Below are 20,589 nucleotides of genomic sequence, written 5' to 3'. Positions count from 1 at the left end.
TTTTTCACTCTTGCTCATGCATTCACCTTTGTCGTGGCATGTGTATGACCATGCGTTTTTTAAATTAGCCAACTAAGTTTGGGTTGTCAACAACGTCCCGGCCTTCGAGCAAGCCGCAGCCGCGAGGCGGCTCGTGAAACGCCCGTATTCTAAGCCGTAAAACCTTTTACCAGTGGACTTTGCAAGGGATCGTCGAAGCCCGTTCCGGGCCGCATCAGTGTTTTCCATGATTTAAACTTAGATGACTAAGTATAAGATGATCTGGAAAGCGGACGTGTCAACCGGCGCGCTTCATCGCGGATCAGGACCGGACAGGCGCGCCGTCGAGCCATCAACCGACGTCATTGAAAACCTGGGGACGCAAAAACCATGCTGACGGCTGAACAGAACGAGACCTTAACGCGAGTTGGACCGGGCACGCCAATGGGTAACCTGATGCGCCGCTACTGGCAGCCGATCGGCGCCGCGGTCGAACTCGAGAATCGCTGGACCAAACGCGTGCGCCTGCTCGGCGAAGACCTGGTGCTGTTCAGGAACCGTCAGGGGCAACTCGGGCTGATCGCGGAGCAATGTCCGCATCGGCGGGCGTCGTTCGCTCACGGCATCCCGACCGAAGAGGGCATTCGCTGCCCGTATCACGGCTGGGAGTTCAGCGTGGAGGGCAAGTGCCTGAGCCAGCCGAACGAGCCGGACAACTGCGCGTTTCGCGACAAGGTCGCCACCGACGCCTATCCGGTCGAAGAACTGGGCGGTCTGCTGTTCGCGTACATGGGCCCGGAACCGCGCCCGCTGTTGCCGCGTTTCGACGGCTTCATCGCGCCAGGCGCGATCCGGATGATGGGCCGCGCGCTGTTGCCGATCAACTGGCTGCAGATCATGGAGAACTCGCTCGATCCGATTCACACCGAGTGGCTGCATGGTCACCACTATGAATTCCAGAAGGAACAGGAAGGCATCAAGGTGGCGATCAGCGCGAAGCACGAAAAGATCGCGTTCAACGAGTTCGAGTTCGGCATCACGAAACATCGGCTGCTGGCCGGCCATTCCGAGGATTCCGACGACTGGCGCATCGGTCACCCGATCGTGTTTCCGAACATGCTGGCGGTGGGCAACGGCGACGAGGCGTCGCGCTATTACTCGTTCCAGATCCGCGTGCCGGTCGACGACGAACAGACGCTGCACCTTTGGTACAACGCGTATATCCCGCCGCGAGACGCCGAGGTGCCGAAACATCTCCAGGAACGTGTGCACGTGTACGACGTGCCGTTCAGGGACGAACACGGCGAATTCATCGTCGATAACGTCGACGGTCAGGACATGATGGCGTGGATCACGCAAGGCACGGTGGCCGATCGCACGCGTGAGAATCTCGGCGCGACCGACCAGGGTGTCGCGCTCTATCGGCGCGTGCTGCGCCGGGAACTGAAAAAGGTCGAGCAGGGCGAGGATCCGATGGGGATCGTGCGCGATGTGTCGCGTAACGAGCGCATCGATCTGCCCAACGAGCGCAAGAAACATCACAACAGCGACGGCTTCGCGAGCTTCATGCTGCGCACGCACGCGAAGTATTCGCCGATTGCCGACGAGCTCGTGGCGATTTACGAGTAGCACGAGTAGCACGCGCGGACGCAATCCCCCCAATACAGTCCGAGGACCCAACGAGCCCCAACGGACGCGAACCGGAGACAACCCGTGGATACGAAACGTGGCTTGGTGGCGCGCAATCTGACTGACAGAAGGGTGGGCTGATGGGTGCGGCCGCGTTTCATGCGCTGACGATGATCCTCGATCCGCTGCGCCTCGCGATCATGCTGGGCGGCGTGGTTCTCGGACTCGCCCTGGGTGTCGTGCCGGGTCTCGGCGGGATCGTCGGGCTGGCACTGCTGATTCCGTTTACCTATCACCTCGACGGCTATACCGCGTTCGCGCTGCTGCTCGGCATGGCCGCGGTGACGACGGTTTCCGACTTCATCCCCGCGGTGCTGTTCGGCGTGCCGGGCACGGTGGGGGCGGCCGCGACCGTGCTCGATGGACATCCGCTGGCGCGCCGCGGCGAGGCGCGGCGCGCGTTCGGCGCGGGCTATGCGTCGTCGCTCGCGGGCGGCGTGTTCGGCGCGCTGCTGCTGGCCGTGACGATTCCCGTGTTGCGCATTGTCGTGCTGTATATCGGCTCGGCGGAACTGCTGGCGTTGTGCATCTTCGGTCTGTCGATGGTGGCGGTGCTGAGCGGCAAGGCGCCGATCAAGGGGCTGGCGGTGGCGTCGTTCGGACTGATGCTTTCGCTGATCGGCTCGGACCCGCAGACCGGCACGTTGCGCTGGACCTTCGGCTCGCTCTACCTGTGGGATCACCTGCCGCTCGTGCCGGTCACGCTCGGCATTTTCGCGCTGCCCGAACTGGCCGAGATGGCGATCGAACGTACCGGCATCTCGCGCGCCGACGGCGCCGTGCACGGCAAGCCGAGCAGCCAGTGGGACGGGGTGCGCGACGCCGGGCGCAACTGGTGGCTGGTGTTGCGTTGCAGCGGCCTTGGCGCGCTGCTGGGCGCGGTGCCGGGCCTCGGCTCGGCGGTGATCGACTGGATGGCCTATGGCCATGCGATCCGCACCGAGAAGAATACCGAGAACTTCGGCAAGGGCGACATTCGCGGCGTCATCGCGTCCGAGAGTTCGAACAACGCCAAGGAAGGCGGCCATCTGATTCCGACGATCGCGTTCGGCATGCCGGCCGGCGCGTCGATGGCCTTGCTGTTGAGCGCTTTCATCATGCATGGCTTCACGCCCGGCCCGGAGATGCTGACCAAGCATCTGGACGTGACCTACGCGATCATCTGGACGCTCACCATCTCGCACATCATGGGCGCGGTGATCTGCCTGTTCGGCAGCGGCCTGTTCTCCCGACTCGCGACGGTGCGGGTCGGCGTCCTGATTCCGCTCGTGCTCGGCATCATCTTTCTCGGCGCATTCAATGCGAGCCAGAGTTGGGGCGATCTGTGCTCGATGGTGCTGTTCGGTTTCGTCGGCTGGGTGATGAAACGGTTGAACTGGCCACGGCCGCCGCTGATTCTCGGGCTCGTGCTCGGCAGTATCTTCGAGCGCTATTACTTCATTTCCAGCGAGATTTACGGCATCAAACTGTTCACGCGGCCGATCGTGATCGGCGTGCTGCTCGCGGCGCTGTGGGTCGTGCTCGGACCGACTCTCAAGGGACTGCGCCGCGCCGTCAAGCAGCGGCGGCTCGGTGCGGGGCTGCATATCCGGATCAAACGGCTCGACCATCACTCGCTTTTCACGATTGCGTTGATCGTCGCGGTGGTCGCGGCCATCTGGAGCGCGTCCGATTGGGCCTTCGGCGCGAAGCTGATGCCGATGACCGCCGCCTGCGCCGCGCTGTTCTTCTCCTGTCTGGTGCTGATCAATCAGGTCAGCGCGCATGACGCGCCGACGCACGAGTTCAGGCCGGCGACGGCCGTACCCGCGACGCTCGCCGTCCTGCAAACGCACGCCCAGCCGTTGGCGCGGCGCCCGGCCGTCGAGCCGCGCCACGAGCTCGCGTTGAGCCGCATGGCCGCGGCAGCGTGCGCCGACGCGCCGGGTCCGCTAGCGGTGCTCGACGACGATCGCTTCGGCGCCCCCACGCTGCCGATGTCGACGGTTCGCGCGCGCGGCTTTCGCTTCTTCCTTGCGATTGGCGGCGCCCTGGGTCTGGCGTATCTGATCGGCCTCTTGCCCGCGCTGTTTCTGATGATGCTACTGCTCGCGCACTTCGAGTTCGGCGAACGCTGGCGCAATGCGTTGCTGTTATCGGTTGCGATGACGGTGGCGTTATGGCTCGTGTTCGACCTGATCTTCGCGACACCGTGGCCGCCGTCGTTGCTGGGCGATTTCGTGCCGGCGCTGCGCGGCCTCGGCGGCCTGATATGAGCAGGCCGGGCATGCCAACCAGCTTCACACAACCGTGCCGGCGCAGCGCATTCGCGGCGAAATCGGCCGATATCGACGGAGACACACCATGAAGATTTTTCTGCCACGGTCGTTTCGATCCCCATCGCAGCGCGGCTCACGCTCACGCTGGCCACGCCGTCAATTGCGCGCGGCAGGTGCGGCCGTTTTTGCGCTGTTGTCGGCCGCCTGTTACTTACCGGCCAGCGGCTACGCGGCGGAATCCGCGCAGAGTTTCTATAGCGGCCGCACCGTGAATATGACGATCGGCTATTCGGTCGGCGGCGGCTACGACATGTACGCGCGCTTGCTGGCCAAATACATCGGCAACTATCTGCCGGGCAAGCCGACGATCACGCCGCAGAGCATGCCCGGCGCCGGCAGCCTGAAGGCGATCAACTACCTGTATAGCGTGGCGCCGAAAGACGGCTCCACGTTCGGCACCTTCGGCCGCACGATGCCGGAGGAGCCGCTGCTGGGCGAAGCGAATTTCGATGCGCGCAAGCTGACATGGCTCGGCAGCATCAATAACGACGTGAGTCTGTGCCTCACGTGGAAGACCTCGAAGATCAAGACGTTTCAGGACCTGATCACGAAAGATTCACGCATGGGCGGGCAGGGCGCCGGCTCCGATCCCGACGTGATGGCCTCGACGATCAAGACGCTATTCAACGCGAAAATCCAGCTGGTGACGGGCTATCCCGGCAGCAACGAAACCGCGCTTGCGATGGAGCGTGGCGAGATCGACGGCGAATGCGGCACCTCTTGGAGCACGATTCTGGTTCGTCATCCTGACTGGATCAAGGACAAGAAGATCAACATCCTCGTGCAGGTGGCGCTCGAAAAGCATCCTGATCTGCCGAACGTGCCGCTCCTGATCGACCTCGCGCCGAACGACGAAACCCGTCAGGTGCTGAAGGTGATCGTGGCGAGCCAGGCGTTCGCCCGTCCGTTCGCAGCGCCCCCGGGTTTGCCGCCTGAACGGGCAGCCGCGTTGCGCGCCGCGTTCGCCCAGACCATGAAAGACCCCGCGTTCCTTGCCGAAGCAAAGAGCCTCGGTCTCGAAGTGCGGCCCGTGCCGCCCGAGCGGATCGACCAGTTGCTCGACGAACTCTACAAGACCCCGCCGGCGCTGCTGTCGAAAGCCAAGGCCGCAGTGGGCGGGCGATTCTGATCTCCCGGCGGCGCCCGTCGATCGGTAATCGATCGGTAAGCGACGAGGCCGCCACCTTCCTTGAAAAGGCGCAAGCACACCATGAACGCAGACGAAGCCAAACAGAAACTGATCGACGCCGGCCGTATTCTCGAAGCCGAGGGCCAGGGCGACCTGACGCGCGGCCACGTGTCGATCCGCGTACCGGGCGACCCCGCTCACTTCTTCATGAAACCGCATAGCCACGGTTTCGACGAGATCACCGCGGAGAACATCGTCGTGTGCAATCTCGACGGTGAGAAAGTGGGCGGCGCGGGGCGGCGTCATAGCGAGGTGTTCATTCATTCGGAGATTTTCAGGGCGCGTCCCGACGTGATGAGCGTGATCCATTCGCATCCCACGCATGCGGTCGCGCTGTCCGCGACCGGCCAGCCGCTCAGGATGATCAGTCAGCCGAGCTGCCATTTCGCCGACGGCGTGCCTTACTACACCGACACGATGAATCTGATCCGCACGCAGGACATGGGCTCCGGTGTCGCGCGTGCGCTCGGGGCATGCAAGGCGGTGCTGATGCGCAATCACGGTGTTGCCGTCACGGGGCGTTCGATCGAAGAGTCAGTCGTGCTCGCGTTGCTGCTCGAAAACGCCTGCCAGATCCAGCTGCTGACGCAGGCGGCGGGCGGCGTGGGCGAAGGCTTTTCGGACGAAGACATCAAGCGCCTGCACGAGACCGTGACGCGCCCCGAGCAGTTCGCCGTCAACTTCGAATTCCTGCGGCGCAAGGTTCATCGCACGCTCGTGCATTGAAGCGGGCGGCGCTTTTTTGACTTCCGGCGCAGCGGGCGATCCGTATTGCGCCGAACTGCATTTTTTACTCTGTGATTTACCCACTTCTTTTACCCGCCAACCAAGCCATCATGAACGGAAAACTCAATCTCTCCATTGCCACCGGCGACTACGATCGCACCCGACCGCTCATCTCCGGCCAGGTCCAGATGGACGGCGTCGATCCTGTCTTCATGACGCTCTCGCCCGAAGAAATGTTCTTTCGCGCGTTCCGTAGCGAAGAGTTCGACATCAGCGAACTGTCGTTCTCCAGCTATACCGTGAAGTTCTCGGAAGGCACCTGCCCGTATATCGCGGTGCCGGTGTTCCTGTCGCGCGCGTTCCGTCATACGTCGATCTATGTACGCACCGATCGGATCAAACGTCCGGAAGATCTGAAGGGCAAACGGATCGGCCTGCCCGAATATCAACTGACCGCGAACGTGTGGGCGCGCGCGATCCTCGAAGACGATTTCGGCGTGAAGCCGGAAGACGTCACATGGGTGCGCGGCGGTATCGACGAGCCGGGCCGGCCTGAGAAGATCAAGCTGCAATTGCCGCCCGATGTCCGTCTCGAAGCCGCGCCCGAGGACGATACGATTTCGGCGATGCTCGATCGCGGCGACATCGACGCGTTCATGGCGCCGCGCCCGCCCGCGTGCGCCGGCAAGAACCCGAATGTCGGCTGGCTGTTCCCCGATCCGACCGAGGCCGCGAAGGACTACTACCGCCGCACGCAGGTGTTTCCGATCATGCACGTGGTCGGCATTCGCAAGACACTTGCCGACGCGCATCCGTGGCTGCCGGCCGCCGTGCTGAAAGCGTTCGAGCAATCGAAACAGATCGCGCTCGACAAGCTGTCCGATACGTCGGCCACGAAGGTGACGCTGCCGTTCGTCGAAGAGCAGTTGAAGGCGGCACGCGAGTTGCTCGGCAACGATCACTGGCCGTATGGCGTGCCTGCCAACCGCAATACGCTCGAGACATTCCTGCGCCATCACCATTCGCAGGGTCTGTCGAAGCGGCTATTGTCCGTTGAGGAAATCTTCCATCCGGCGACTTACGAAACGGCTAAGATCTGAAGACTCGGCACGCGGATTGGGACGGGCCAAAGGTTGCGCTCCCGCTCCGCGCTGTCGCTGTCGTTCGGTGCATGGCCGACGAAACGTCAACACATACCCAACGCCTGGCCAACGACAACCCCGAGCGGATTCGCTGATGACAGTCCCGATTCTTGACCCTGTCGGCAGCCCGCTTGCCGAGCCGCACGACAACCCGTCTGGCGACCCGAATGGTGATCCGCATGGTGATCCGCATGGTGACCTGGCGCTCGCGATGCTCGACCAGGGTCGAATCGTCAGTCCTTTAGGGCCCCCTTTTCCGCCCCAAAAACCCGCTGCGCGTTAGAGCATCGGGTTTATCACTCCAGCAGATATGTGTATCGGATTTGCTTCGTTGTCGGCGCGCGCCCGCGCCGGTAAATTCGTCTGACTGCGCCTTCGACGGCGTCCTCCGACCAGATTCGACGAAGAGTTTCCCGTGACGATTGCCTTTGCATCCACTGCCCCCAGCGCTGCTGGCCGTGCCGAGCCGGCCCAGCGCATCGAGATTCGCGCGTTCGACGGCCCCGTCGGCGCCGAAGTGCTGGGTCTCGATCTCAGTCAGCCGCTGAGCCAGGACGATTTCGCGCGCATTCACCGCGCGCATCTGGACCATCACGTGCTGGTGTTCCGCGATCAACGCATCACGCCGGACCAGCAGATCGCCTTCAGCCGCCGCTTCGGTCCGTTGCAGATCCACGTGTTGCATCAATTCCAGTTGCCGAACCATCCGGAGGTGCTGGTCGTCTCGAACATCGTCGAGAACGGTCAGCCGATCGGTCTCGGCGACGCCGGCCATTTCTGGCATTCCGACCTCTCGTACAAGGAGAAGCCGAGTCTCGGTTCGATGCTGCACGCGCAGGAACTGCCCGCGGAAGGCGGCGATACGCTGTTCGCCAACATGCACCTGGCGTGGGACACGTTGCCGGCGCATTTGCGCGCCGCCGTCGAAGGGCGTTCGGCGGAACACACCTATCTCGCGAAATACGCCGAGCTGCAAAAGCGCAGCCCGTGGCGCCCGAACCTCTCCGCCGAGCAGATCGCTCAGGTGAAGCCCGTGGTGCAGCCGGTTGTACGCACGCATCCGGAGACCGGACGCCGCGCGCTCTTTGTCAGCGAGCATTTCACGACGCGTGTGATCGGCTTGCCGGAAGACGAGAGCAAGCAATTGCTCGAGGAAATTTTCGCGCATAGCGTGCGCCCCGAACATCTGTATCGACATCAGTGGGCCGAACACGACATGGTGTTCTGGGACAACCGCTCGTTGATGCATCTTGCGGCCGGCACGCCCGATCATCTGCGCCGCAAACTGTATCGCACAACCATTGAAGGCGACGTGCCGTTCTGACGGCAACGTTGCTCGCTTCACACCCTCACACGCTGACCGGAGTTCCAAGGCTCGCCATGTTTCGCCCGACCGCGCCGCGGTCGTCTTTCGCTCGCCGTTTCACCGCGACGCTGCTAAGCCTGTCGATGGGTGTGGCCGGCCTCGGCGCCGCCGTGCCCGCGCATGCCGAAGGGCAGATTCGCGTGGCCGAACAGTTCGGTGTGGTCTATCTGCTGCTGAACGTGGCGCGCGACCAGCAGTTCGTCGAGAAAGAAGGGCGTAAGCAGGGGCTCGATATCAAGGTCGACTGGGTGAAGCTCTCGGGCGGCTCCGCCGTCAATGACGCGCTGCTCTCCGGCGCGGTGGATATTGCCGGCGCGGGCGTCGGTCCCTTGCTGACGATCTGGGACCGCACGCATGGCAAGCAGAACGTGAAGGGCGTGGCGTCGCTCGGCAATCTGCCGTATTACCTCGTCAGCAACAATCCCAACGTCAAGACGATCGCCGATTTCACCGAGAAGGACCGTATCGCGTTGCCGGCCGTCAGCGTGTCGGTGCAATCGCGCGTGCTGCAATACGCGGCGGCGAAGCGCTGGGGCGACAAGGATTACGACCGCCTCGACAAGTTCACGCAGGCGCTGCCGCACCCGGACGCGGCCGCGGCGATTATCGCGGGCGGCACGGAAATCACCGGGCACTTCGGCAATCCGCCGTTTCAGGAACAGGAGCTCGCGGGCAATCCGAAGGCGCATATCGTGCTGAATTCGTACGACGTGCTGGGCGGCCCGAGTTCGTCGACCGTGCTGTATGCAACGGAAAAATTCCGCGACAACAATCCGAAGACCTATCGCGCTTTCGTCGACGCGCTGGCGGACGCCGCGCGTTTCGTCACGGCGAATCCCGAGGCCGCGGCCGATATCTACATCCGCGTGAACCAGTCGAAGATCGACCGCAATCTGCTGTTGAAGGTCATCAAGGATCCGCAGGTGCAGTTCAAGGTTGCACCGCAAAACACGTTTGGCCTCGCGCAGTTCATGCATCGCGTCGGCGTGATCAGGAATGAACCGAAGTCGTGGAAGGATTACTTCTTCGACGACCCGGCAACGGCGGCGGGAAGCTGAGCATGAATACGTATCCGCGCTTCGTTGGACCTTTATCGGCCCGGGTGGCCCGCTTACCAGGAGCGATCTGATGGTGGCTAATCCTACCTTGCTGTTTCCGAACCGCACTGAGCAAGCCGCGCCGACGACGAGCCAGAAACTGCTCGCGGTCGAACACGTCAACCTCGAATACCGCACCCGCGAGCGGATCGTTCGCGCGACTCATGACGTGAGCTTCGACGTCTACGGTGGCGACCGTTTCGTGCTGCTGGGACCGTCGGGTTGCGGCAAGTCGACCCTGCTCAAAGCCGTGGCCGGCTTTATCGAACCGACCTCCGGCAGCATCTCGCTCGACGGTCAAACCGTGCGAGGCCCCGGCGCGGATCGCATTGTCGTGTTCCAGGAGTTCGATCAGTTGCCGCCGTGGAAGACGGTGTTGCAGAACGTCGCTTTCCCGCTGCGAGTCGCGAAGAAGCTCTCGCGTGTGGAAGCCAACGAACGGGCGCTGCATTATCTGGAGAAGGTGGGGCTTGCGTCTTTTGCCAACGCCTATCCGCATACGTTGTCGGGCGGCATGAAGCAGCGCGTGGCGATTGCCCGCGCGCTGGCGATGCAGCCGCGCGTGCTGCTGATGGACGAGCCTTTCGCCGCGCTCGATGCGCTCACGCGCCGCAAGATGCAGGAAGAGCTTTTGCGGCTGTGGGAGGAAGTGAACTTCACGCTGCTGTTCGTCACGCATTCAATCGAAGAAGCGCTGGTGGTCGGCAACCGCATTCTGTTGTTGTCGCCGCATCCCGGGCGTGTGCGCGCGGAGCTCAACAGCCATCAGTATTCGCAGGACAGTTTCGGGCGCAGCGATTTTCAGCGCAGCGTCGCGCGGATTCATCACCTGTTGTTCGATGAGACGGAGGTCGTGCAATGAGTTCTCCCGCTACGTTGCTGCCGCCGGTTCGCGAGGAGTACGAGCGCCCGCTCGAACCGCTCGGCGAACTCGTGCTCGAGGCGCCGCTGCCGCTCGGCAAGCGCCTGTTCGCGCAAGGCTGGTTGCGCAAGACGCTGATCGCGCTGGTGTTGATCGCGCTCTGGGAAATCGCCGCGCGCATAATCGACAACGATCTGCTGCTGCCCACGTTCGGCGCGACCTTCAGTGCATTCGTACAAGGCGTGTGGTCCGGCGAGTTGCTGCAGAAAACGGCCGTGTCGATGTCCGTGCTGTTGCGCGGCTATCTGCTCGGCGCCGCGCTTGCTTTTGTGCTGACCTCGCTTGCCGTATCGACGCGTCTGGGCCGCGATGTCCTGTCGATGCTGACCGCGATGTTCAACCCGTTGCCTTCCATCGCGCTGTTGCCGCTCGCGCTGCTCTGGTTCGGCCTCGGCACCGGCAGCCTGCTGTTCGTGCTGGTTCATTCGGTGCTGTGGCCGCTGGCGCTGAATACTTACTCCGGTTTTCAATCGGTTCCCGCGACGCTGCGCATGACGGGGCGCAACTATGGACTCACCGGCATGCGCCATGTGCTGCTGATTCTCGTGCCTGCCGCGTTGCCGGCGATTCTGGCGGGCCTGCGGGTGGGCTGGGCGTTTGCATGGCGCACGCTGATCGCGGCGGAGCTCGTGTTTGGCGCGAGTTCCGGGAGTGGCGGGCTGGGTTGGTACATCTTCCAGAATCGCAACGAGCTATACACGGATCGCGTGTTCGCGGGTCTGGCCGCGGTGATCGTGATCGGCTTGCTGATCGAACATCTGGTGTTCGACACGCTCGAACGCGTGACGGTTCGGCGCTGGGGCGTGCAGCATTAGTTCAGCGGCGCTCCGGCCGATTTCATGCGCCGCATACACGGGCGCCGGCCGGCGGAATGGGCGGCGCGCTTGAGGAGACGCTACGGCGGGACCCTCATTCGTGCAGTTCGGCGACAAGGCGGGACAGGCGGGCAATGCGCAAGCGATACAGCGGTGCTTGCGGACTGGTCTTGAGATGTTCGACGCGGTCGCGCCAGTAGGTCGGCGGAAAAGGTTTTTGTGGCGCGCATGCGATCACGCGTTCAAGGTGAACGAGTTCGTTCTCGAAAATGTGGTGATGCATTGTTGATCCCCGTGGATGGCCGTCTGGTCCGTTCGCGACGTCACTAACAATCTGACGCCGCGTAGGGTTGCTCAAGCAGGTTCTCTTCCGCGCAGTGGATGTGCGCGGTTATGCAATGCAAAAAAACCGCTTACCAGGAGATCCAGAGAAATCTGCCGGGGAGGCCGGGTGGACGAAGGCCACAGTCAGACTATTCGAATGCTCTGCGGACGATCAGTAGATTGACCACGGTTGGCGCATTGCCAATTAAAAGAGGGTGGGCCGCCGTGGCCTGTTCCCGGAAGGAAGGCAACGGCGGCCGAACCTCGTAACGGCTCGTCTGGTGCGTAGCCAGAAGAATTCCGCCCTGTCGGCGTCAAGGGTCGCAACGATGTCCTCTATGGAAGCATTCGTCGCCACGTGCCCGCGCACGACAGTCACAGCTACAACAACAGCAGCACAGCCCTCTCTCAGTCTGTTACCAACGATTCGCTTTCGTTGTTTCGCTGTTTCGTTGGCGACGATCGGCGCGTCGTCAATGGTTCGGATCGCTAATCGAAGAATCGCGGCAACTCATGGCGACTCTTCGGTTCGCGGCGCTGGCTATCCAGAAACAAACGGGACGAAGCCAGACGCCGGTGCGTCGAACACATCGCATGCAGCGTGCGATCTTTTTTGGTCTCTCTGCTTCCCCGATGTTCGACAAGTTCTTTGCATGCTCTGGCCACTGCTACCGCCCATCCGGGTTGTTCTCTTCAGGCGGTGGCCGTTATCGGATTGACAAAAGCAATGATCGTGCCAAATTGAGATAGCCATGTGGGCGCGGGACAACGGCCAAATCTATGGGTAACGTTGGACAATTTCGTCCACGGGTTCCACCGAAATTGGACGAATTCGACCAATTGTCCAATTTCAGCCCGTGGATGAGCTGGTTCGTCCGAATGGGCTTGCCGACGTCGAAACCACCGCTCGTATCGACTTCGGCTGAAACCAGTTCGCCCGGCTCGGAGCACAGGCCGCCCTGGCTCACGAGAAACGCCGGACGTGGATCGATCTCGGCGGCCGCGAAGGTGAGCATGGGCAGCGAAGGCACGGCACGGCCGGCGCCGTCGGCGTCGATGACCGCAAGGCCGAGCTTCGCCGCCACGAGCGCCGCCACAGTGAAGCCCAGCGCGCCGCTTTCCGGCGGCATCACATAGGCGAGCCGGGTGGATTGCGAAGCGAGCCGCGTCTGGACGTTCTGCACGGCCGTCACCGGTCCGAGCGGATAAAGTGCCGAGTTGATCGCTTCAGGCGCGCCGAGATAGGCGACCATGACCGCGGCGCCTTCGGTGGCTTCGTCGACGGACACGACCTTGACCGTGTCGGCCGGGTAGTAGTCGCCGGCAATAAAATGCGCGGCCAGGTGCCGCGCGGATTCGATCGTGCCACCGCCGCCGCTGCCGAAGAACGCTGCTCCCAATAACAGCGGTTCCAGATCTTCCCGGCGTAATTCATAGGCCATTTACGATTCCTTTACTGTCGAGGTTGAAAGAAGCGTCCTGGAGTTCGGCGAGCAAATCCTTGGCGCAGGTGAAACGACTAGTCGGGTCCGCCGTCAGCGAGCGCAAACCGCGCTCAAGGGTGTCGATTGCTTCGGCGATGCGGCCGGTGGAGCGTAGCAGGTCGGCGAGGTAACACGCGGCGTCCACGCGTGCCGGCACCGAGCCGAACGCGAGGGCGGTGGACAGCGCGGTACGCAAGCCCAGTTCCGCGGCGTTCACGTCGCCGAGCGCCCACTGCGCGCGGGCCCGGGTAACGAGGAGTTCGCCCAGGTAGACCCGTTCCTGGCGCGCGAGCGTCTCGTCGATCGCGGCAGCGAGAATCGCCTCGCACTTCTGCGCCCGGCCGGCGCGCAGCAGCAGTTCGCCGTGTTGCCACGCCTTGAAGGAAAAGAACAGCGCGCCGCCGTTGCAAATCACGTGGTTATCGTAGCCGTCGAGCATGACGGTTTCCGCTTCGTCGGAGTGGCCGCGCGAACTGAGGTGGCAGGCGCGGAGGACCTGGCCCACGCCCCGATAGAACGCGAAGCCGTTCGCGATCGACACCGATTCGAGTTCGCTCGCGAGGTGCCCGAGCCGGTCCATATCTTCGAACAGGCAGGCGAGCCAGGCCGCGCCCTGCAGATTGACGGCATGAGCGAACGCGTGCGCGCCCGGCCCGGAGGCGCGCAGGATCAACATCTCCATGGCGCGCCGCGCTTGCGCGAAGGCGCCGATCTGGTAGGCGGCGAGTCCTTCGAAAGTCAACGCGAGACTGGCCAGATCGATTCCTTGCGAGCCGGTACGGGTGTCGTCGCGCGCCACGCCAAGCAGGTTGCCGCGCGCGAGACAGGCGAGGGCTTCCTCGCTGTCGCCGAGCCAGAAGAGGGTGTTGGTCATCGCGATGTGCGCTTCGTCGAGCGAAACCCGGTCGCCGCCGTTCTGCGCGCGCTCCAGCATGTTCTGCGCGGTCGCGCGCGCCTGCTTGAGTTGCAGCGTGGTCAGCTGGGTGGTCCAGACGCCGAACTGGATCGCGGCGATTTCGGCGGGCGCGCAGACGCCTTCACCGACCGCCAGCGCAGCGGCGTAGCAGGCGGTGGCTTCCGCGTACAGCCAGCCATGCACGCTACGCAAGCTCATGCCGAGCATGCGGAAGGCGTCGAACTGAAGACGGCGCGCGCTCTCCTGTTCGTGGCACGTCTGGAGTAGCTCGAGACAGCGGCGCAACTGCGGAATGGCTTCGGCGAACTTCGACTCCTCGACCAGCGCGCTCGCATGATCGAGACATTTGCGCGCTTCCTGGTGATGTTCCTCGCGCGACTTCAGACGCCGCTCGATGGTTTTGCGGCCCACGCCCAGCAGGGTCGCCGCCGCGCTCTTGTTGCGCCCGGTCCGCTCGAGCGCGCGGTCGATCAGCAGGTCTTCGGCGGCGGCGAGCTTGTCGCGGCCCTCGAGTTGCAACAGCATATCGGCGAGGGTTGCGCGCGACACGGGCGCGCCGGTTTCGTTGGCGAGAAACGGTTCGAGCGAATCGACGTCGATGAAGGTGTTCTCGGCGAGCACGCTCAGCTGGCTGATCAGATTGCGCAATTGCCGGATGTGCCCTGGCCACGCATGCTGGCTCAGCCGGCGGATGGCAGCCGGCGAAAACTCGAGCCGGCGCCCATGCTGCGACGCGAAGTGGGAGACCAGCGCGGGGATGTCCTCGATACGCTGTTCGAGTCCGGGGACGGCAAGCACGAAGACCGCGAGCCGATAGAACAGATCCTCGCGAAAAAGGCCTTCGCGCGCGAGTTCGCGCAGGTCGCGGTGGGTCGCGGCAACCACCCGCCCTTCAAAGTGCAGGCTGGTTGACGAACCAATCGGACGGAACGTTCGCGTTTCAAGTACGCGCAGCAGTTTCGGCTGCAGCGCGAGCGGCAGTTCGCCGATTTCATCGAGCAGCAGCGTGCCCTTGCCGACCTGCTGGAAAAGTCCCTGGCGGTTTTCGCCCGCGCCGGTGAACGCGCCTTTGACGTGACCGAACAATTCGGCTTCGACGAGGTTCTCCGGAATCGCGCCGCAGTTGACGTCGACGAACGGCTGGTCCTGGCGCAGGCTATGCGCGTGCACACGGCGCGCGACCAGTTCCTTGCCCGAACCGGTCGGCCCGAAAATGAGCAATGGATGCTCGGTAGGGGCGACCCGATCGATCATGCGGACCAGTTGGCGAAACGCGGGCGCGCCGCCCACAAAGGCGCCCGAATCAGCCTTGTCGTGGGTGAATGGAACGACAGGGGTATAGCTCATTACAAGGTACGCTCCACATGATTCGCGCGTGGGCACGCGGAAATGGCCGTCGAAAGACGGCGGTCATGCATCGATCTGGTTTCTGGCGAGCTCTTCCGCTTGCACTGCCGGGACCGTGCGCCACTGGAAGAGACAGAGTATGACGGCTTGTTACGGCTATTGTCGTTTCAAAATTAATCTTCGCGCCAGGGCATGTGCGGATTCCAATGCAGTGTCCGGCGACACCATACATCGCTTGCGGGCTAACGGGCGCTAAACGGTGCTTACGGGCGCTGACGGGTTGCTGCGATAACACGGATTTGCAGGCGGTCGCGGCTTACCGCGTAAGGGAAGGGCGTATCACATGCTGCCGTTCTCGACCACGCGGCCTTCCGCGCGCCAGCGGAGCATGCCGCCGGCAAGGTTGGCCACCCGCTCGAAGCCGGCCTGGCGCAGCATGATGGTGGCTTGTGCCGAGCGTCCGCCGGCCCGGCAGACGGTCACGATCGGGCGCTCCTTCGTCAGTTCGGCGGCACGCCCGGCCAGTTCGCCCAATGACATGAGCGTGGCGGCGGGAATGCGCCCCAGCGGCCCGTTGAACTCGTCGGGCTCGCGCACGTCGACGATCTCGACCGCACGCAGATTTTCCTCGAGCCACTGAGGATTGATTTCCCAGATGCCCGCGAAGCTGCACGTCAGTGGCGCCCAATCGGGCTCCGCCATCTGGGCGGGGTAACTGGCCGCCCAGCCGCATTTCAGATTCGCGGGCACCGCGACGTCGATCTGTTTCGGATGCGGCAGGCGCAGGTTCGTCATGTATCCGGTGAAATCGCTTTCGCACAGTTCGCCGCCAAGGCGTGGATTGAAGCGCCGTTCCTCGTCGACACTGGTCACCGTCAAACCGCGATAGTCGTGAGCCGGGTAAAGCAGGCACGCGGCGGGCAGCGTAAAAATCTGGTTATGGACCGCGCGAAACATGGCGTGCGCGTCACCGCGCTGAAAATCCGTGCGGCCCGTGCCTCTGATCAACAGGCAGTCGCCGGTAAACGCCATGCTCTCGTTGTCGAGTACGAGTGTGATGCAGCCATCGGTATGACCCGGTGTCGCGCGTACGGCCAGATACCGTGTGCCGAATTCGACCCGGTCTCCGTCGCTCAGATAGCGGTCCGCGCCTTCGGCGCCGCTCGCGGCCGAAATCGCAATCCGGCTACCTGTGCGGCGATTCAGCATCCAGGCGCCGGTCACATGATCGGCGTGGACGTGGGTGTCGACGGTGTAGAGCAGATGCAAGCCAAGCTCTTCGATCAAGGCGGCATCCCGGCGCACCTGTTCGAAAACCGGATCGACCAGCACCGCCTCTCGCCTCGTACTGTCGGCGAGAAGATACGTATAAGTTGACGATTGCTGATCGAATAGCTGCCGGAAAATCAACACGATTTTTGCTCCGCGGCCCGCTCCTGCGAGCGCTTTGATCTTACTTGGGTTGCTCGACGTACCGCAGGTACGGCTTCACGGTTTTGAAACCCTGCGGGTATTTTTGCATCGCGGCGTCGTTGGAAACGGAGGTGGGAATGATCACGTCTTCGCCCGGTTTCCAGTTGACCGGCGTCGCGACCGCATGTTTCGCGTTGAGCTGCAGCGCATCGAGCAGCCGCATCACTTCGTCGAAATTGCGGCCGGCACTCATCGGATAGACGAGCATGGCTTTGACCTTCTTGTCCGGCCCGATGAGAAACACCGAGCGCACGGTCGCGTTGTCCACCGCGGTGCGCGGGCCGCCGCCGCTCGCCTCGGGGTGAATCATGTCGTAGAGCTTCGCGACCGTCAGGTCCGGGTCGCCGATCAGCGGGTAGCCGACTTCGTGGCCCTGGGTCTCGGCGATATCCTTGACCCACTCCTGGTGATCGCTGACGGGATCGATGCTGAGCCCGATGATTTTCGTGTTGCGCTTATCGAATTCGGGTTTGAGGCCGGCCAGGTAGCCGAGTTCGGTGGTGCAAACAGGGGTGAAGTCTTTCGGATGCGAAAACAGGACCGCCCAATGGTCGCCGATCCATTCGTGAAAACGGATCGTGCCTTCGGTGGTTTCGGCAGTGAAATCGGGAGCGTCTTCTCCTAGTCGAATCGACATCATCAGTCTCCATAGATCGCGTGCACCAAGGTACCCGTGCCTCGGCCGGCGTGACGTCCTCCGAGCGTGGCTGTTTAGTCGGGCGATTGGCGTGATTCGGGATCACTCTCCGGCGGATTGCACGGTATCGCGCCGAAAGACCGTCTGCGGGCGCAGCAGATTCAGAGACTTCCCATCCAGCCGTGAGGCGGGACGGACATCCGGACACGCCGCGGGTCGCTCATACAGCGTAGAACAAAAAAGATCCTGGCCGTAGCTAAACTGTAGGGCGAAACCGTCATGGCGGCGCCGTTGTGGCGATCGCCTCCTCAGCCGGCATCGCGACAAGAATCCCGGCAACGGTTCACGCCTGGACACGGGCCCAGGCGTCATGCGACGGAGTGCCAGCAAACGCCAATCAGGCCTTGATGAACGCCAGCAGATCGGCGTTGATCTGCTCGGCATGGGTGGTGGGCATGCCGTGCGGCAATCCCGGGTAGGATTTAAGCGTCCCATGCTTCAACAGCTTGACGGATTGGGCGCCGGTGGTCGGGAACGGGCAGATCTGATCGTCCTCGCCGTGCATCACCAGAACAGGTACATCGATGATCGCCAGATCGTCGTAGAACTCGGTTTCCGAGAGGACCTTGATGCAGTCATATTGGGCCTTGATGCCGCCCATCATGCCCTGCCGCCACCAGTTCTCGCGGATACCTTCGGAAACTACCGCGCCGGGACGGTTGAAACCATAGAAGGGAATCGTGATGTCCTTGTAAAACTGGGACCGGTGATTCGCCGTGCCGTTGCGGATCTCGTCGACCACCGCTCTCGGAACGCCCTCGGGGTTCTTTTCCGACTGGATGAAAAGCGGCGGAATCGCGCTGATGAGTACCGCTTTTGCGACGCGTCCGTTGCCGGTGCCGTGCCGCGCAACATAGCGCGTCACCTCGCCGCCGCCCGTGGAGTGACCGATGTGCACCGCATTCCTGAGATCGAGTGCCTGGACGAGTTCGGCGACGTCGGCGGCGTAGGTGTCCATATCATGACCGTTCACAGTCTGGGTCGAGCGGCCATGACCACGGCGATCGTGAGCAATCACGCGATATCCGTGCGCGAGAAAAAACATCATCTGGGCGTCCCAATCGTCGGCGGAAAGAGGCCAGCCATGATGAAAGACGAGGGGTTCACCCGTGCCCCAGTCCTTGTAGAAAATCCGGGTTCCATCCGCGGTCGTGATATAGGAACTTCCCGTATTCGCTGTCATTTCGAATCCTTTCTGAGGTGGATAAGATGAAGCTGGCCGCAGATGCCGGCACTTCGGTTGAAATCCGGTCTGCGACCGTCAGCGTATTCGGGGCCGCCTAACACCACAACGGACAAATCTGACAAAAGGCATGGAAAAAGAGACAGCGCCCTCGACGCCAGCGGTATCGCGTCGGTGGCGGTTTCGTTTCCCGTACGTGGTGTTAGTGGATGGTCTTCAGTTGCGACCACAACCGGTTTTCGAGGCGCAGGCAACGAGGCCTGCCTGGGCAATCCATCCGCAAAGATTTTCGATCAAAACCATTCTCCCACCTCGATACGTGTACGTGCTTTGGCTGCAGACTGCCGGCGCCTTGCATCCGGCGCGGCAACGGATCCTTCAGTGGTTTGCTCAACAGTCCGCGGATGACGCGGGTCAACTCGTGGGTCAGTTCTTGGGCCATGAGGTGTAGGCTATGCGGCTTGCACGCTCAAGCTGCCCTGCATGGTCCTGACGACCACGCCTTCTTTTGACATCTTTTGCCAGCGCGGGCGCTGCGAACGATGATAGATACATCACGTCGCGTAGTTGGGCCGTCGAGGCGCAGCAGGTGCTTCACGTGCTTCGAGGCTCACAGATCCTCGAATGCCAAACTGTCACCCTGTCACTTTGCCTGAAGGCAAACCCATGAAGTCGACACTCGTCGCTCCGCTTTTGATCTGTTCGTTGCTCGCCTCATCCGCTACGGTGTTCGCGCAGCCGCACGACAACAATCACGGCGGCGGCCACCCGTCGCATAACGGACCCAATCCGGCGCACGGGGCGCAGCAAGGACATGGTCATGGTCATGGTTCAGGCCCGCGCGACGCATCGATGGGCGGCCCCGGCGGTCCCGTTCCCCACAACGATTGGCACAAGGGCGAGCGGCTCCCAACAGAGTACCGGGATCGCAATTACGCGGTCGACAACTGGCACGAGCACGGCCTGCAAGCGCCGCCGCGCGGGTATCAATGGGTGGGAGTGAACGGCGATTATGTACTCGCCGCCATCGCGACCGGTGTCATTGCGAACGTCCTGCTTTCCGCGGGGCATTGAGCGATTTGACGTGGCACAGGACTGAAATCGATTGCGGGACCGATTGTTTCAATGATGGTTGATAGGTCGCCCCCGCCGTCCGGCTGGGGCACCTTGTGATTCCGGGAACGCGGACGGCGGAAACTCATGTCTGGTAGGCCGTGCGATTCGATTACGCGCAGTTCTCCGGAGAGAGGCGGGTGAACCTTCCTTTATTACTCGGCGGCCTACGTACCGGGCAGTGGCCCCAGCCAATAAAAAAGCACAATTTGCGCTTCAGAAATTACCGCATTAGAGACCGCGGCATATTGGCTAATAACACGTTATGTGCGACATATATGCACATGGTGTGATTCTCGTGTAATGCGCATGTAATATAACGCGATCCGTGGATTAGATATTCGTCGGATGTGGCACTAATTGTCGTAGTGAGTCTGTCATTCACGGCGGGCTAGCTGTCGGCATACGCACCCAAGATGGCGCATATACAGCGTTGTATTTTAATTCGACATCAAGGATTGAAAAATGCGTAATGACCTGTATTCTATCGCTGTCGGACGGATCAAAAGGACTGCTTTGGTTTCGGCAGCGCCGTTAATGATCAGCGCCACTACATTATTTATTATTAGTGTGAGAGATTGATATGTCATTGGCCGTTATCGGTTTTTTTGCTGAAGGATACCGGTCGCTGCAGCGCATCAACTTGCCAGTAGACCAACTCAACGTCTTTGCCGGCGCCAATGGGGTCGGGAAGACCAATCTTTATCGTGCGCTTGAATTGCTGCAGGCGGCCGCTACAGGGGAATTGTCCAAAAAATTGGCGGCCGAGGGTGGTATGGAGTCCGCGTTGTTTGCAGGGCGGCGCAGCT

Annotated in this window: 16 protein-coding genes and 1 pseudogene; 11 read left to right on the top strand and 6 right to left on the bottom strand. The window is 62.2% G+C overall.

The features are described 5' to 3' along the window. Positions 1–369 precede the first annotated feature (369 nt). From QOC89_RS06120 to QOC89_RS06080, 9 genes are all read left to right on the top strand, one after another. Positions 370–1,608, top strand: a complete 1,239-nt coding sequence (locus QOC89_RS06120) for a Rieske 2Fe-2S domain-containing protein (RefSeq protein ID WP_323044207.1) — start codon at positions 370–372, stop codon at positions 1,606–1,608. A gap of 140 nt (positions 1,609–1,748) precedes the next feature. Beyond that, positions 1,749–3,923, top strand: a complete 2,175-nt coding sequence (locus QOC89_RS06115) for a tripartite tricarboxylate transporter permease (RefSeq protein WP_323044206.1) — start codon at positions 1,749–1,751, stop codon at positions 3,921–3,923. Positions 3,924–4,011: 88 nt separating this feature from the next. Continuing rightward, a complete protein-coding gene (locus QOC89_RS06110) occupies positions 4,012–5,115 on the top strand; it encodes a Bug family tripartite tricarboxylate transporter substrate binding protein (RefSeq protein ID WP_323044205.1) in 1,104 nt (367 codons plus the stop codon). Positions 5,116–5,196: 81 nt separating this feature from the next. Beyond that, a complete protein-coding gene (locus QOC89_RS06105; protein WP_323044204.1) occupies positions 5,197–5,901 on the top strand; it encodes a class II aldolase/adducin family protein in 705 nt (234 codons plus the stop codon). A 110-nt stretch (positions 5,902–6,011) separates the two neighbouring features. Next, on the top strand, positions 6,012–7,001 hold the full coding sequence (locus QOC89_RS06100) for an ABC transporter substrate-binding protein (RefSeq protein ID WP_323044203.1): 990 nt from the start codon (positions 6,012–6,014) through the stop codon (positions 6,999–7,001). Positions 7,002–7,458: 457 nt separating this feature from the next. After that, on the top strand, positions 7,459–8,367 hold the full coding sequence (locus tag QOC89_RS06095) for a TauD/TfdA dioxygenase family protein (RefSeq protein WP_416340363.1): 909 nt from the start codon (positions 7,459–7,461) through the stop codon (positions 8,365–8,367). A gap of 56 nt (positions 8,368–8,423) precedes the next feature. Beyond that, positions 8,424–9,467 carry an ABC transporter substrate-binding protein gene (locus tag QOC89_RS06090; RefSeq protein ID WP_323044202.1) on the top strand — a complete coding sequence of 348 codons (1,044 nt, stop codon included), beginning with the start codon at positions 8,424–8,426 and terminating at the stop codon, positions 9,465–9,467. A gap of 70 nt (positions 9,468–9,537) precedes the next feature. Next, positions 9,538–10,368, top strand: coding sequence for an ABC transporter ATP-binding protein (locus QOC89_RS06085; RefSeq protein WP_323044201.1), 831 nt, complete (start codon positions 9,538–9,540; stop codon positions 10,366–10,368). Then, positions 10,365–11,243: an ABC transporter permease gene (locus QOC89_RS06080; RefSeq protein ID WP_323044200.1), complete on the top strand. Its 879-nt coding sequence runs from the start codon at positions 10,365–10,367 to the stop codon at positions 11,241–11,243. The genes QOC89_RS06085 and QOC89_RS06080 overlap by 4 nt, the downstream gene beginning before the upstream one ends. Positions 11,244–11,337: 94 nt before the next feature. Here the strand turns inward: QOC89_RS06080 and QOC89_RS06075 are convergent, their stop codons facing one another. From QOC89_RS06075 to QOC89_RS06050, 6 genes and pseudogenes are all read right to left on the bottom strand, one after another. Further along, positions 11,338–11,526, bottom strand: coding sequence for a hypothetical protein (locus QOC89_RS06075; RefSeq protein ID WP_323044199.1), 189 nt, complete (start codon positions 11,524–11,526; stop codon positions 11,338–11,340). Positions 11,527–12,508: 982 nt separating this feature from the next. Beyond that, positions 12,509–13,009 (bottom strand): annotated as a pseudogene (locus tag QOC89_RS06070) (DUF917 family protein); the annotation flags it as partial. Further along, the gene (locus QOC89_RS06065; RefSeq protein ID WP_323044198.1) at positions 12,999–15,314 is read right to left on the bottom strand and encodes a sigma-54 dependent transcriptional regulator; all 2,316 of its coding nucleotides are present in this window, start codon (positions 15,312–15,314) and stop codon (positions 12,999–13,001) included. The pseudogene QOC89_RS06070 and the gene QOC89_RS06065, both read right to left, overlap by 11 nt. A 339-nt stretch (positions 15,315–15,653) precedes the next feature. Beyond that, a complete protein-coding gene (locus QOC89_RS06060; protein ID WP_323044208.1) occupies positions 15,654–16,724 on the bottom strand; it encodes a rhodanese-like domain-containing protein in 1,071 nt (356 codons plus the stop codon). Between the two features lie 43 nt (positions 16,725–16,767). Continuing rightward, the gene (locus QOC89_RS06055; protein WP_323044197.1) at positions 16,768–17,424 is read right to left on the bottom strand and encodes a peroxiredoxin; all 657 of its coding nucleotides are present in this window, start codon (positions 17,422–17,424) and stop codon (positions 16,768–16,770) included. Between the two features lie 397 nt (positions 17,425–17,821). Beyond that, positions 17,822–18,667 carry an alpha/beta hydrolase gene (locus QOC89_RS06050; RefSeq protein ID WP_323044196.1) on the bottom strand — a complete coding sequence of 282 codons (846 nt, stop codon included), beginning with the start codon at positions 18,665–18,667 and terminating at the stop codon, positions 17,822–17,824. A gap of 666 nt (positions 18,668–19,333) precedes the next feature. Between QOC89_RS06050 and QOC89_RS06045 the strand changes: the two genes are divergently transcribed. Both QOC89_RS06045 and QOC89_RS06040 read left to right on the top strand, forming a co-directional pair. Then, the gene (locus QOC89_RS06045) at positions 19,334–19,741 is read left to right on the top strand and encodes an RcnB family protein (protein WP_323044195.1); all 408 of its coding nucleotides are present in this window, start codon (positions 19,334–19,336) and stop codon (positions 19,739–19,741) included. 622 nt (positions 19,742–20,363) lie between these two features. Further along, positions 20,364–20,589, top strand: a 226-nt coding sequence (locus tag QOC89_RS06040; protein ID WP_323044194.1) for an AAA family ATPase, incomplete at its 3' end; no start/stop codon positions are given.

The sequence above is a fragment of the Paraburkholderia sp. genome (assembly GCF_034668105.1).
Classification (GTDB): Bacteria; Pseudomonadota; Gammaproteobacteria; order Burkholderiales; family Burkholderiaceae; genus Paraburkholderia.
Note: the sequence above shows the minus strand (reverse complement) of the source record. Positions and strands in the feature narration are given on the sequence as shown.

Excerpts from the sequence above, each read along its gene's own strand:
- QOC89_RS06120 (WP_323044207.1), top strand. The coding sequence starts at position 370 with ATGCTGACGGCTGAACAGAACGAGACCTTAACGCGAGTTGGACCGGGC.
- QOC89_RS06115 (WP_323044206.1), top strand. The coding sequence starts at position 1,749 with ATGGGTGCGGCCGCGTTTCATGCGCTGACGATGATCCTCGATCCGCTG.
- QOC89_RS06110 (WP_323044205.1), top strand. The coding sequence starts at position 4,012 with ATGAAGATTTTTCTGCCACGGTCGTTTCGATCCCCATCGCAGCGCGGC.
- QOC89_RS06105 (WP_323044204.1), top strand. The coding sequence starts at position 5,197 with ATGAACGCAGACGAAGCCAAACAGAAACTGATCGACGCCGGCCGTATT.
- QOC89_RS06100 (WP_323044203.1), top strand. The coding sequence starts at position 6,012 with ATGAACGGAAAACTCAATCTCTCCATTGCCACCGGCGACTACGATCGC.
- QOC89_RS06090 (WP_323044202.1), top strand. The coding sequence starts at position 8,424 with ATGTTTCGCCCGACCGCGCCGCGGTCGTCTTTCGCTCGCCGTTTCACC.
- QOC89_RS06085 (WP_323044201.1), top strand. The coding sequence starts at position 9,538 with ATGGTGGCTAATCCTACCTTGCTGTTTCCGAACCGCACTGAGCAAGCC.
- QOC89_RS06080 (WP_323044200.1), top strand. The coding sequence starts at position 10,365 with ATGAGTTCTCCCGCTACGTTGCTGCCGCCGGTTCGCGAGGAGTACGAG.
- QOC89_RS06075 (WP_323044199.1), bottom strand. The coding sequence starts at position 11,526 with ATGCATCACCACATTTTCGAGAACGAACTCGTTCACCTTGAACGCGTG.
- QOC89_RS06065 (WP_323044198.1), bottom strand. The coding sequence starts at position 15,314 with ATGAGCTATACCCCTGTCGTTCCATTCACCCACGACAAGGCTGATTCG.
- QOC89_RS06055 (WP_323044197.1), bottom strand. The coding sequence starts at position 17,424 with ATGTCGATTCGACTAGGAGAAGACGCTCCCGATTTCACTGCCGAAACC.
- QOC89_RS06050 (WP_323044196.1), bottom strand. The coding sequence starts at position 18,667 with ATGACAGCGAATACGGGAAGTTCCTATATCACGACCGCGGATGGAACC.
- QOC89_RS06045 (WP_323044195.1), top strand. The coding sequence starts at position 19,334 with ATGAAGTCGACACTCGTCGCTCCGCTTTTGATCTGTTCGTTGCTCGCC.